The organism is Streptomyces sp. NPDC060027 (assembly GCF_042737005.1).
GTDB lineage: Bacteria > Actinomycetota > Actinomycetes > Streptomycetales > Streptomycetaceae > Streptomyces.
This window is the reverse complement of record NZ_JBHWVI010000015.1, coordinates 23,912-37,196: the sequence shown is the minus strand read 5'-3', so window position 1 is coordinate 37,196 and position 13,285 is coordinate 23,912. Positions and strand designations below refer to the sequence as shown.

Below are 13,285 nucleotides of genomic sequence, written 5' to 3'. Positions count from 1 at the left end.
CCCGCGCCCCGTGGAGCCGCACCGGTCACCCCGCCATTTCCCGTTCCGTCACGAGATCACGCGGCGGTGCGCCCCGACCGCCCCCGGGAGCCCGCCGACGGGCGCGGGCCGCGGCCGGTGGGCGCAGGCCCGTCGCGTACGACGCCCGGCGTGGTCCGTACGCACCGGGCGGTCACGCCCGTCGCCCCATCACCCGACCCGGCCGGCCGGGTCGGCCGAGGAGAGGCGCGCGCTCGCCAGCTCGCCGCGCAGCTCCGCCGCCAACGCCCTTCCCGTATCGGTGAGTTCGTCTTCGGGGCGGGCTGCGAGCTGGTCCAGGGAACGGCCCGCCCGTTCCAGCGCGGCGGCACGCCGGTCCGCCTCGCCCGCCCAGTAGTCGGCGTCGCCCAGCTCGCGGCTCGCCTCGTCGAGCAGCCGGCCGGCCCGGTTGCCCGGCACGTTCAGGTCGGCCGTCTCGCGCAGCGCGGCAAGCCGCGCGAGGCGTCCGGCGCGCGGCAGTTCCCGTACGAGGTCCTCCGGCTCGAAGTCGACGGCCAGACCGAGCGCGCCGAGCCCGTGCGCGCCGAGCCGCACGCCCGTTCCGGCCGCGAGCGGGGTGATGGTGGTCAGCCGCGGCGCGTTGACGCCGGCCTGCCGGCCCCGGCCGTTCTCCTCCATCAACTCGTAGGCGATGCCCAGGCGTTTGGCGAACATGTCGAGTTCGTCGGCGCCCAGCGGTGGGGCGACGGGCACGGGGTAGCAGTCGCGGAGGGGGTCCGCGTCGTCGAGGAGCAGCCGGGTGCCGCCCGCGACGGAGACGGTGCGCAGGCGCCGCCAGCCGGTGGACGCCTCGCCGGGGGTGTACTCGTCGCCCCGATGGGTGCGCACCCGCAGCTCACCGGCCTTCACCGAGACGGTGACGGGCCCCGGGGCACGGAGGGTGAGGGTGCCCAGGGTGGGCAGGTGGAGTTCGGCGGTGGGCTGGTGCCAGCCGAGTTCGAGGTCGGCGTGGGCGTTGACGGCGACGGCGACTGCCGTCGCGGCGAGCGGCGCGGCGGAGGCCGGGTGATCGAGCGCGTCCCTCAGTGCGGTGCGCGTATAGGGGTGCGCGAGTGCCTCGTCGACGTGCGGGGCGACACCAGGGGCGCCGTCCAGGTCGAGAAAGGCCCTCCACAGGCCGCCCCAGTCCGGTTCCGCCCTGCGCCGGTCGGCGACGACGGCGAGCAGGTTCCTGTTCAACTCGCCTTGGTGCCACACGAGCTCGTCCATGCTGCCCACGACCGGAGAGAACCCGCGGTCGGTGATCCGCTCCGCCACACCGTCGACCAGCACGCGCAGGTCCTGGCAGAAGACGGACGGGTTGTCGAAGGCGCCCTCGCCGCTGTACCGGTGCGCGTAGAGACCACCGCCGCACGACTCCACGACCGGGCACGAGCGGCAGGCGTCGCTCAGGCCCGCCAGACCCGACTGGCGAGCGCGCACGCCGGGGTGGAGCGCGAACTCCTCGAAGCTGTGACGGAAGACGTCGTAACCCGTCGCGGGAGCGCCGTCGTAGGCCGTCTTGAGCGAGTCGGCCTGCTCGAAACTGCCGTCCGTCTCGACCACCGCGAGATCGCTGGGCGCGAGTCCCATGGCCTCCGTCAGACTCGGGCCGCCCCGCAGCGTGCTGAGGACCGAGTCGAAGGTCCGCACCGGCACGGGGCGTCCCTGCCGGTCCCAGTGGTCGAAGATCTTCAGAAGCCAGTCGGCATACGCGGTCGGGGCGTCCGCGGGTCTGCGCGGAGGGCTGTCCCAGGTGGAGTGCGGAAGCAGGTAGTCGATCCTGGGCGGCTGAAGTGCCAGCAGGGCCTCGTGCACGTCGATCGGGTCGTTGGCCACGTCCACGGTGCACAACAGGCCGCTGTAGAGGTGTTTGTACTCCTCCGAACGCAGCAGGTCGATGCCCCTCACCGCCCGCTCGTAACTGCTGCGCCGTCGGCGGTCGAGTCGGTGACGGTCGTTGGCGGTACGGTCGCCGTCGAGCGAGACACTGACTTTGACGGCGAATTCTTTGAATACATTCAGATGGCGGGTGTTCAGCTGGACGCCATTGGTGTGAATGCGAAGGTCGAGCTTGGTGACGGGGGCGATAACGCGTGTGAGTTCCGCACAGATGTTTCTCATCCGGGAAGGGCCCACGAGGAGTGGTTCGCCGCCGTGAAGGATCACAGAAACGGAGGGGAGTTCATGTGCTTCTGCATATGCCGCTAATCTGTGCGCGACCCTTCCGACCGTTTCCTCGGAAATGACGGTCGGTCGCCCTTTCCAGCTCTGATCGGCATGCTCGTACACATAGCAGTGGTCGCAGGCGAGATCGCATCTGCTATGGATCTTGAGGACGAGTTGCTGCAGCTTCACTCGGTGAAGGGTAGCGCCAGGGCGCGGCGGCATGAACCGTTAACTCCGCTATCCGTCAAGGCGGTTGACGCCTCCGGCATGCAAGCGTGGGCGCAGCCGGCGGTCAGGTGCCGCCGGATGCGCCCATGGTGGGGTCGGAGGCCCCTAAAGTGCCGAGTCGAAGGTGATCGGCTTGACCGGACGCCTGTCGAGGATGCCGGTCATGCGTCCCGTGGACGGGGTGACAGCCGACAGGGGAGTGTGCTGCCTGCCCAGGGACTCAGGAGCGGCTGAGTTGTGCGGCATCGGCGTCACCGGAGGTGTCATGTTAGGGACTTTCGACTCTGAGACGGGGGTGTTTTTAGCCTTCTTAGGCGGACCCTACAGGAGATCAACAATATTGGCCTGAGGGATCGGCCGAATCCGCCGGAATTCTGCGGTGTGCGGCGCAGGTCAATGCGGGAAGCGGGAAGTCGGCGCGCTGCTCTGCCCGAGTGAATACGGAACGTCAGTTCGACAGGTGCAAGGCGCTCACAACGGTGACTGCCAGGTGAGCGTCGTGCCGGTGTCACCGCCGTCCACGGGGGCGTCGTCCCGGACGGTGAGACGGACGCCGGGCCGGCCGTCCGGCAGGGTCACCGTGGCGTCGACGGAGACCTCGATCCGGGACACCCCGGCACGGCGCGAGGCGGCGGCCAGCGCACGGCGCAGGGCGGCGACGAGTTGCGCGCCGACGGACTCCGGGACCCGGTTCTCCACGGCGCCGGTGAACCGGGTGGACGGCTGAAAACCGAGCAGGGCACCCGCGCCCGCGGTCTCGCGCAGCACCTTGCCGCGGAAGGTGGTCGGAGCGTCGGCGGGCGGCTGCTGCAACGCGAAGATGGCCGTCCGGACCTCTTGCACGGTGGACCGGAGTTCGTCCACCGCCTGGCCGAGCGCGGCGCGCACGTCCTCCTCACCGGAGTCCTTGTCACCGGTCCGCTCGTCACCGGAGCGCTCGCCGTCGGAGTCCCGGCCGCGCCCGTCCCCCGTACCGGCGCCGTCACCGGTCCCCTCCGTCCGGCTCCTGCGCAGCGTGGACTCCAGCATCATGCCGGTCGCGAACAGGCGCTGTACGACCAGGTCGTGCAGGTCGCGGGCGATGCGGTCCCGGTCCTCGTACACCGCGAGGCGCTCACGGTCGTGCCGGGCGTCGGCGAGGACCAGGGCGAGCGCGGCCTGTGAGGCGAACTGGGTGGCCAGCCGGAGCTCGACCGGTGTGTACGGGCGGTCGCCGCGTCCGCGCGGAAGGGCCAGCGTGCCGATGAGGCGGCCCTCGGTCTGCAGGGGCAGCATCATGCTCGGCCCGAACCGGGACCGTACGGGCGTCGTCATCCGCGGATCGGTCGCCGAGTCGTCGATGAAGACCGGCTCCCCGCCGAGGAGTTGATCGAGCACGGGGCTGCCGGGTGCGATGGTGGTGCCCACGATGCCCTCGGGGTCCTCGTGGGTGGAGGCGGCCACGATCTCCATGCCGCCCTCCTCCGTGGGCAGGAGGACGACGCCCGCCGCGGCACCCGCGAGAATCCTGGCGCGTTCGGCGACCGTCAGCAGCGCGTCGTCGGCGGTCCCACCGCTGAGCAGGGCTGTGGTGACGGCGGCGGCGCCCTCGATCCAGCGCTCCCGCTGCCGGGCCGTCTCGTACAGACGGGCGTTGGCGATCGCGATACCGGCCTGGGTGGCGAGCAGACGCACCAGCTGTTCGTCCTCACCGGTGAAGGTGCCCGAGGACTTGTTCGCGAGGTAGAGGTTCCCGAACACCTCGTCGTCGACCCGGATAGGGACGTCGAGGCAGGTGTCCGGCGCGGGGGACCGGGGGGACTCGGGGCCGGGGGAGGACCCGGTCCCGGCATCGAGCGGGCCGGCCGAGGAACCGGTGCCGGGACCGAACGCCGGCTCCGTCGGGTGAGGATCACGGGGCCGGTGCTCGGGTCCGGTCTCCGCCGGGCGCGGTTCCGCCGTACGGATCCGAACCAGCCCGTCCCGGCCCGGGTCCGCCATCCCCAGCGCCGCGTACCGGGCCCCCGTCAGCTCGGCCGCCGCGTCCACGATCCGCTGGAGCGTGGCCCGCAGCTCTAGTTCGGTGCCGACGCTGAGGACCGCTTCGAGGAGAAGCGGGAATCCCGGCACGGGGTCGGTCACGCGAGGCTCCCGGACGCCGGGGCGTCAGCGCGCCAGCGGGTCCAGGATCAGCGGCGCGATCTTGCCCTCCAGCATGTAGCCGAGGCCCTGGACGGCACAGACGTCGGGCCGCTCGGCGATGTGGACGGGCATACCGGTCGCCTGCCGCAGCATCTGGTCGAGCCCGGGGAGCAGCGCGCTGCCGCCGACCATCATGATCCCGCGGTCGGCGAGGTCGGCCACCAGATCGGGCGGGCAGGAGCGCAGCACCTTGCCGATGCCGTCGAGCACGGCCGTCAGCGGCGTCTCGATCGCCATGCGTACGGCGGCGGTGTCGACCTGCACGGACCGGGCCAGGCCGGTAGCCACGTCCCGCCCGTGGATCTCGGTCAGGGCCGGGCCGTGCGGGGTGAGCCCGTTCCCGGAGAGGGCGAGCTGCAGCGGCCGTACGGCCTGACTCGGCAGCATCAGCTCGTGCTGGTGGCGCAGGTGCTGCACGATCGCGTGGTCGACGGCCTCGCCGCCGACCGGGATGCGCTCGGCGGTGACGATCGAGCCCAGCGACAGCACGGCGAGCTGGGTCGCGGCGGCCCCGCACACCATGATCATGGTTGCCTCGGGCCGCTCGACGGGCAGTCCGCAGCCGACCGCGGCGGCGATCAGTGTGTCGACGAGTTCGACCCGGCGCGCGCCCAGCCCGACCAGGGTCTCGATCGCGGCGCGCTGCGCCAGCGGGTCCGCGTCGTGCGGAGTGCAGGCCGCGGCCCGCAGCCGGGGCTTGCGGCGCAGGGTGCGGCGGACCTTGTCACCGAGCAGATGACGCAGCATCCGCTGCGCCATGTCGATGTCGACGACCGTGCCGCCGGACACCGGACGCACCACCCGGATGTAGTCGGGCGTACGGCCCGTCATCTTCTCCGCGAACTCCCCGACCGCGATCAGCGCGCCCGTCCTCGTGTTGATCGCGGCGACACTCGGCTGGTCGACGACCAGGCCCGCGCCCCTCACATACACCCGGGTCCTCGCGGCGCCCAGGTCGACGGCGAAGTGACAGCGGCGCAGCTGCTCCAGACTGGCGGTCATGGCAGGTCCTCCCGAGAGCGCAGACCATGGGCTCCGCCGGGCGGCGGTCCTCTCTGGCATCCTGCGCGCGTGGGGCGGCGGGCGCCCCTTTTGGAGGGCCGGGCGGGGTGCCGCCGGACGGGTGGTTCCGCGGCGCTCGGGCGCCGGCCGAGGCGCCGCCCGTGGTGCGGACCCGTCAACCGGGGGCCGACGGCGGTGACCCGGGAGGTGGCGCGCTCTCTCGCAGCCGTACCGAGCAGGCCACCGACAGCCCCGGCACCGGCCAGCGGCGCAGCCCCTCGTGCACCGCTCGCTGGGCCGCACCCGCGCGGCGCAGCGGATGACGCCGGGTGATGCGCCCCGCCTCCTTGAGGAGGTGGTCGGTCAGGTCGAAGTGCGTCACCGGCCGGCCGCGGCGCAGGAGCAGCATGCACAGCAGGGCCTGCTGCCGGGGTGCGAGCGTGCGGACGGTTCGGTCGCCCCGGGTGATCCGTGCCGGTCCCAGTACCCGGTACCGGTGGCGGGCGGCCTCGGCGGCCTCGGCGGCTTCCAGGACCCGGGCGAAGGACGGCGTGAAGAAGAGATCCATACCGCGCCGCTTGGCCTGCGGATCCGAGGAGGTCAGCGGATGGAGGACATCGGACAGCAGGACCATGAACTCGCTGGGCACCGCGTTGAGTTCACCGGACCCGGCTCCGTTGGTCGAACTCCACCAAACCGTCCATGGCGCGCCCCCGTTGTCCGTGACTCCCGAGCACCGACATTGTTCCGGACGGCACTTGGGACTGTCCCGGTTTCTGCGGCTCGTACCCGCCTGTCCTGGCGGGAAGCCGCCAGGGCGCCTTTCCGCCAGGTCCCGTCAACACCCCCGCAACACAAGCCCCCCGACACTCTTCGCAGGCCCCGGGCGCCACCCCTGCCCGGCGCGGGCACGGCCGATGAAGAGAGGGCACGAATGACCAGAGGACCAGTGAGACGTCCGGCGGCACTGCTGTCGGCCGGGCTCGTGCTCGCCCTGCTGCCCACGGGGCGGGCGGGCGCGCTCGGCACCGGGGGCACCGGGGACCCCGGCACCCCGGTGCCGGCGCGCACCACCGCCGCGGCCCGGACCGTCACCCTCGTGACCGGCGACAAGGTGACCGTCACCGACGTCGGCGGCGGCAAGAGGACGGTCTCCGTCGTGCGCCCCCGGGGAGCCACCGGAGCCGTGCGCACGCAGGTGGCCGACGGCGCCGTCACCGTCGTACCGGACGAGGCACTGCCGTATCTGCGGGCGGGCACCCTCGACCGGCGGCTGTTCGACGTCAGCGAGCTGATACGGCAGGGGCTCACCGACCAGAAGACGGACGAGCTGCCGTTGATCGTGACGTACGACCCGAAGGCACGGGCGACGACCCCCGGCGGGGCCGAGCGGACGCGCTCACTGCCCAGCATCCGGGGCGCCGCGGTCGCCGCGGACAAGGGCCGGACCTTCTGGCGGGCGGTGACCCGTCAGGAGGGGATCGGCAAGGTCTGGCTCGACGGGCGCGTCAAGGCCGACATGGCCGAGAGCAACGCGCAGATCGGCACACCGAAGGCCTGGGAGGCCGGGCTCACCGGCAAGGGCGTGACCGTCGCCGTTCTCGACACGGGCGTCGACACCGGCCACCCCGACCTGGCCGGCCGGGTCGCGCGGACCAAGAGCTTCATCGAAGGACAGGAGGTCGCCGACCGCAACGGGCACGGCACGCACGTCACCTCCACGGTGGGCGGCAGCGGCGCCGCCTCCGACGGCGCGGAGAAGGGCGTCGCGCCCGAGGCCACGCTCGCCGTCGGCAAGGTGCTCAGCGACCAGGGTTCGGGCAGCGAGTCGCAGATCATCGCCGGCATGGAGTGGGCCGCGCGCGACGTGCACGCCAAGGTGATCTCCATGAGCCTCGGCTCGACCGAGGCCAGCGACGGCACCGACCCCATGGCCGCGGCCGTCGACACCCTCTCGAAGGAGACCGGCGCCCTCTTCGTCATCGCGGCGGGCAACACCGGCGCCCCCTCGTCCATCGGCTCGCCCGGTGCCGCCGACTCCGCCCTGACCATCGGCGCCGTGGACTCCGCCGACGAGGCCGCGTACTTCACCAGCGCCGGACCGCGCTACGGCGACAACGCGCTCAAGCCCGACCTCTCCGCCCCCGGCGTCGACATCCTCGCCGCCCGCTCGCAGCTCGTGGACGGCAGCGGCTCCTACACCTCCATGAGCGGTACGTCGATGGCGACCCCGCACGTCGCGGGCGTGGCCGCGCTGCTCGCCGAGGAGCACCCCGACTGGACCGGCGCGCAGCTCAAGGACGCGCTGATGTCGACGTCGAAGCAACTCGACGCCCCTGTCTACCAGTTGGGCTCCGGACGGGTGAGCGTTCCGGACGCGATCGCGGCGAAGGTCACCGCCACGGGCAGCGCCGACCTCGGCTTCTACGGCTGGCCGTACGAGGACGACGCGCCGGTCACCCGGACGGTCACCTACACCAACTCCTCCGACGAGGCGGTGGAGTTGACGCTCGCCGCGGAGGGGGCCGGCGAGGGTGTCGCCACCCTCGCCGACACCAAACTCACGGTGCCCGCGCGCGGCAGCGCGTCCACCACGGTCACCGGTGACGGCTCGAAGGCGCCGGTGGGCAACACCTCCGGGCGGATCGTGGCCTCGGTCGACGGCAGGCCGGTCGCGCACACCGCGTTCGGCCTGGTCAAGGAGGAGGAGCGGTACACGCTCACCGTCCGCGTCAAGGACCGGGACGGCGACCCGACCGCCGCCGACCTCGCCGTGCAGCAGCTCGCGCAGGGCGTCGACCCCTACCCCGCCCACGTCGGCGACTCCGGCACCCTGGAGCTGCGGCTCAGGCCCGGCACGTACAGCCTGACGTCCTTCCTCGACGTGCGCGGCGGCCACGGCGCCGACTCGCTCGGCCTCGGCTTCCTCGCCGCACCCCAGATCACCCTCGACCAGGACCGCGAGGTCACCCTGGACGGGCGGACGCTGCGGGAGATCAGCGCGAAGGTCGACCGGCGCACCGAGACCCGGCAGCTGATCATGGAGTACGACCGGAACGCGGGCGGCTCCGACCTGTTCGGCGCGGTCCAGGTGCCCGTCAAGTACGACAGCGTCTTCGCCGCGCCGACCCGGAAGGTCACCGAGGGCAGCTTCGACTACCGGACCGTGTGGCGGCTCGGGAAGCCGCTCGTCGACGTGCGGGGCGTCGACGAGGCGCTCGCCCAGCCGGGCGGCACCCTGATCGAGGGCCGCAGCAGGCTGCCGCTGGTCGACGTCGGGGACGGACCGTTCACCGGAGTGCGCGGCAAGGCCGTCCTCGCCCGGCTCGCCGACGGTGTCGAGCCGGCCGCGCTCGCCCAGGCGGCCCAGGACGCCGGCGTCAAGGCCCTGTTCGTCACCGACGACACGGCGGGACGCCTCAACGCCTGGTTCGGCACGGACGACAACGAGAACCGGCCGCTGCAGATCGCCACCGTCGACACGGCGGACGCGGCACGGCTGCGCGCGGCCCGGACCGTCGACATGACCGGGACGCGCAACACGCCCTACGTGTACGACCTTTCGCAGGGCTTCGCGGACGCCGTCCCGAACCGGAGCCTGACCTATGAGCCCGGCCGCCGTGAACTGGCCGTGCTGGACACCAGGTTCCACGCCGTGAAGCCCGTCCCGGGCAGCGAGTTCCGCTACTCGATCGCCGACCCCTTCCCCATCGGACTCGGCTTCCAGGAACGCGTCGACTACCCGGCCGAGCGGACCGACTACGTCTCCACCGGCACCGGACAGACCTGGACGGAGTCCGTGTACGTCGGGGACGGCGCGCTGGAGGAGCGCAGCGGCCTGGTCCCCTACCGGGGCGGCACCCACGACACCCTCGACTGGTTCAAGCCCGTCTGGCACCCCTGGCTCGGCACCGGACTCGGCTGGGGTCAGCAGCGCGCGGGCAACCAGATCCAGTTCAACACGCCCGGCTGGGGCGACTCCGGACCCGACCACACCGGCTTCGGCGACGTGTGGAGCGACGACACCGGGATGACCCAGTTCACCGAGGTGTACCAGGACGGTGTGCTGGTCGACGAGGGGAAGAGCTCCGCCGGATACGTCTGGGACGCGCCCGCCGACGAGCACACGTACAAGGTCGTCACGGACACGACGCTGGACCCGGAACGCTGGAAGCTCTCCACGCGGGGACACACCGAGTGGACCGTCCGCTCGGCGGCCACCCCGGAGGACCACTACACCTTCCTCCCGCTCCTCAACCTCGGCTACGACATCGACACCGACCTCACGGGCGACGTGCGCGGCGGCAAGGTCCCGGTGAGCCTCTACGCCGAGTACGTGGCGGGCGCGCCGGACACCGGAACCATCGGCGGCGGAAGGCTGGAGGTGTCCTACGACGACGGGAAGACCTGGAAGGCCGTCCCGCTCACCGGCGGCAATGCGCGCTGGAAGGGCACGCTGAGTGTGCCGCACGGCGCCGAGTTCGTGTCGCTGCGGGCCTCGGCCCGGGACGACCAGGGCGGCACCGTCAGCCAGGAGACCGTCCGGGCGGTGGGGGTGCGGTAACCGGCCGTCGGGAAGACGGTCCCTGGAGCGGGCGGCCGTCGGTTCCCCTTGGGAGGGGGGAGCCGGCGGCCGCCGTCCGTTCATCCGCCGGGTCGCTCCGTGATGCCCCGGATCACGCCCAGCTCCACCAGGTCCTGCGGCCGGAGCCTGAGCTGGTCGGCGGTCGCCCGGACCTCGTCGGGAGGCCGCTTGAGGATCGCGGCCGCCGACTCCGGAGCGATGACGGAGAAATAACTGTCCGGCGTGGCCCAGGTGTTGCCGGGCGCGGCCAGGGCCAGCGCGCCGCCCGAGCCGCCCTCGCCGATCACCAGCGTGGTGACCGGCGTACGGGCGGTGGCGACCGCCGCGAACAGATCCGCGATCGCGGCACCGGCCCCCAACCGCTCGGCGTCCGCGTCGTTCGCGGCACCCGGGGTGTCCACCAGCGTCAGGACCGGGATGCCGAGCCGGCCGGCCAGCCGGACCAGCCGGGCGGCGGTGCGGTATCCGGCGGGACGGGTCGGGGTCCCGCGCTGGGCGGCGAAGGCGATGGTCCGCCCGTCGTGCGCGCGGCCGAAGCCGCACAGCACGCCGTCGTCGGTGCCGCCCGAGCGGTCCCCGCCGATCGCCACCCGACGGGTGAAGTAGGCGTCCAAGTAGGCGTCCGCGCGCGGGCGTTCAGGTGCACGCGCGCGCTGCACCGCGTCCCAGCCGGTCGCGGGCGGGTCGGTCGCGCCCAGCGCGGGCGGGACCGGCGCGGCCCCGGCGGAGGGCTGGGTGAGCAGATCCAGCCACAGAGCGAGCGTCTCGCGCAGCCCGTCCCTCGGTACGAGGGCGTCGACCGAACCCGCCGCCACCTGTGCCTCGGCCGTGTACGCGGCAGGGTCCGCGTCGGGCGGACGGACCCGGGAGCCGGCGAAGGCGACCTGTGCGCCGGGCAGCGCCAGGGTCACATCGGCGCCCGCGCCGAGGGTGGCCCAGCCGCCGCCCGTCGTCGGATCCCGCAGGACGGCGATCTGGGCGAGCCCCGCCTCCCGGGTGAGCGCCGACTGCCGGGCCACCCGCTGGAGCTGGGTCAGGGCGAGCATGCCCTCCTGCATCCGGCTGCCGCCGGTGGCGACGAGCGAGACGACGGGCAGCCGGTGCGTCCGGGCGTGCTCGTACGCCACCTCCAGGCGGTCGCCGGTGCGCTCGCCGAGGGAACCGCCGAGGAAACCGAACTCGAAGGCGACGAGGACGGCGGTGACCGGGCCGAGCGGAGGCCTTCCGTCGATCGTCGTGCCGAAGCTCGCCGTGCCGAAGGTCGCGGTGCCGCAGACGACCGACTCCTCCTCGCCGGTGCGGGCGGCGGCGCACGCCCGCGCGTCGTCGTACCCCTGCCAGGAAAGCGGACCGTCGGGCCCGAACTCTCCCTTCGGATACGGGAGTTCGGCGAAACTGTCGGTGATCAGGGCGATGGCCTCACGGGCCGAGATCCGATCAGTCACGCGGCAGCGCCCGCTTCAGGATCTTGCCCATGTCGTTGCGGGGCAGCTCGTCCAGGAAGCGCACGGCGCGTGGCCGTTTGTGCGGGGCGAGGCGACGGGCCACGTGGTCGGCCAACGCGTCCACGGGCGGCGGAGCCTGAGGGTCGACGGGGACGATCCAGGCGACGACGCGCTCACCGAGGTCGGCGTCGGGCTCCCCGGCGACGGCGGCCTCGCGCACCCCGGGGTGTTCGAGGAGCGCGTTCTCGATCTCGCCGGCGCCGATCTTGTAGCCGCCGCTCTTGATCAGGTCGGTGGCCTTGCGGCCGACGATCCGGACCGAGCCGTCGGGGTCGAGGACCGCCATGTCACCCGTGCGGAACCAGCCGTCCCCGGTGTACGCGGCGGCGGTGGCGTCGGGCCGGTTCAGATACTCGGTGAACAGGTTCGGCCCGCGCACCTGGATCTCGCCGACGCTCTCCCCGTCGTACGCGCCGGTCGGGGTGCCGTCGGCCTCGTACCCGGCGATCGTCGTCCCGTCCTCCTCGACGAGCCGCAGACCGACGCCGGGCAGCGGCACGCCGACGGTGCCGGGCCGGGCCTCCCCGTCCGCCCGGACGCTCGTGTTCATCAGGGTCTCCGTCATGCCGTACCGCTCGACGACCCTGCGCCCGGTCGCGGCCGTGATCCGCTCGTGGTCGTGCACGGGCAGCGCGGCCGAGCCCGACACGAGCAGCCGTGCCCGGCCCAGCGCCTTGGCCAGCCCGGGGTCCTCGGCGAGCGCCTCGGCGAGCCGGTGGTACATCGTCGGCACGCCGAACAGCATCGTCGCCCCGTCGTTCAGCTCCCGCGCCACGCCCTCCGCGCTGAACCGCCCCAGATGCCGGACGGACCCGCCGCGCCGCAGCGGGCCGAGGATGCCGAGGATCAGCCCGTGCACATGGAACAGGGGCAGGCCGTGCACCAGCACGTCGTCGCCGGTCCACTGCCAGGCGTCGGCCAGCGCGTCCAGGGTCGAGGCGATCGCCCGGCGCGGGATGACCGCGCCCTTGGGCGGGCCTGTGGTGCCGGAGGTGTAGACGACGAGGGCGGGGGCGCCGGGGTCGGTGACCCCGCCCGCGGACCCGGGGGATTCGGCGGACCCGGAGGACGCGGCGGCTCCCGAGGACGTGACGGCCCCCGCGGCCCCGGCGCCCTCGGCGGGGACCGGTCCGCCGGTCACGGCGCCCGCCTTCGTGCCGGACACCTCGACATCGAGGCGGTCCAACGCCCCCACCGGGGAAGGCAGCACGTCACCCGGAGCGGCGAGCACCAGGGACGGCGCGCTGTCGCCGAGAATGTGGCCGAGTTCCGCCTCCCCCGACTTCGGGTTCAGCGGCACGGCGGGCACCCCGGCGAGCAGCGCGGCGACGACACCGACGGCCGTCTCCAGGGTCGGTGTCGCCCATACGGCGACCCTCCCGGCACCGTCGAGCCGTGCGGCCAGCGCTCCCGCCGAGGCGGCCAGCTCCGCGTACGTCAGGGACCGATCACCGAAGCGCAGGGCGGACCGGTCCGCGACCGAACCGCCCACCAGGGCCGGGAAGAGGGAGAACACGGGGACTCCTTGCCGAGAGGACTTCACCGGGACAGGCCCTTCCTACACGATGAGGCTTCCGAGGAGGGGGGTCGGCCGCCC

At 73.1% G+C, this 13,285-nt stretch carries 8 protein-coding genes; 1 reads left to right on the top strand and 7 read right to left on the bottom strand.

Annotated elements, in window-relative coordinates; all coding sequences use genetic code 11:
* Window positions 1-189: 189 nt before the first annotated feature.
* The 5 genes from fxsBH to ACFWBT_RS06205 all read right to left on the bottom strand — a co-directional run bounded on the left by fxsBH (window position 190) and on the right by ACFWBT_RS06205 (window position 6,247).
* Entirely contained in the window at window positions 190-2,409 is a 2,220-nt protein-coding gene (gene fxsBH, locus ACFWBT_RS06225; protein WP_385696553.1) for a radical SAM/SPASM protein FxsBH, inactivated beta-hydroxylase extension form, read from the bottom strand.
* 111 nt (window positions 2,410-2,520) lie between these two features.
* Complete coding sequence (locus ACFWBT_RS06220) at window positions 2,521-2,682, bottom strand: hypothetical protein (protein ID WP_385696551.1); 162 nt, start codon at window positions 2,680-2,682, stop codon at window positions 2,521-2,523.
* Between the two features lie 204 nt (window positions 2,683-2,886).
* Window positions 2,887-4,536, bottom strand: a complete 1,650-nt coding sequence (locus ACFWBT_RS06215; RefSeq protein WP_385696548.1) for a GAF domain-containing protein — start codon at window positions 4,534-4,536, stop codon at window positions 2,887-2,889.
* 24 nt (window positions 4,537-4,560) lie between these two features.
* Window positions 4,561-5,598, bottom strand: coding sequence for a rod shape-determining protein (locus ACFWBT_RS06210; protein ID WP_351538969.1), 1,038 nt, complete (start codon window positions 5,596-5,598; stop codon window positions 4,561-4,563).
* Window positions 5,599-5,773: 175 nt separating this feature from the next.
* Entirely contained in the window at window positions 5,774-6,247 is a 474-nt protein-coding gene (locus ACFWBT_RS06205) for a hypothetical protein (protein ID WP_385696545.1), read from the bottom strand.
* Window positions 6,248-6,532: 285 nt separating this feature from the next.
* Between ACFWBT_RS06205 and ACFWBT_RS06200 the strand changes: the two genes are divergently transcribed.
* Window positions 6,533-10,162, top strand: coding sequence for a S8 family serine peptidase (locus ACFWBT_RS06200; RefSeq protein ID WP_385696544.1), 3,630 nt, complete (start codon window positions 6,533-6,535; stop codon window positions 10,160-10,162).
* 80 nt (window positions 10,163-10,242) lie between these two features.
* On the opposite strand, the gene ACFWBT_RS06195 is transcribed toward ACFWBT_RS06200, so the two are convergent.
* Together ACFWBT_RS06195 and ACFWBT_RS06190 are read right to left on the bottom strand one after the other, a co-directional pair.
* On the bottom strand, window positions 10,243-11,628 hold the full coding sequence (locus ACFWBT_RS06195) for a carboxyl transferase domain-containing protein (protein ID WP_385696541.1): 1,386 nt from the start codon (window positions 11,626-11,628) through the stop codon (window positions 10,243-10,245).
* The gene (locus tag ACFWBT_RS06190; protein WP_385696538.1) at window positions 11,621-13,204 is read right to left on the bottom strand and encodes an acyl-CoA synthetase; all 1,584 of its coding nucleotides are present in this window, start codon (window positions 13,202-13,204) and stop codon (window positions 11,621-11,623) included. Before ACFWBT_RS06190 ends, ACFWBT_RS06195 begins: the two co-directional genes overlap by 8 nt.
* Between the last annotated feature and the right edge of the window lie 81 nt (window positions 13,205-13,285).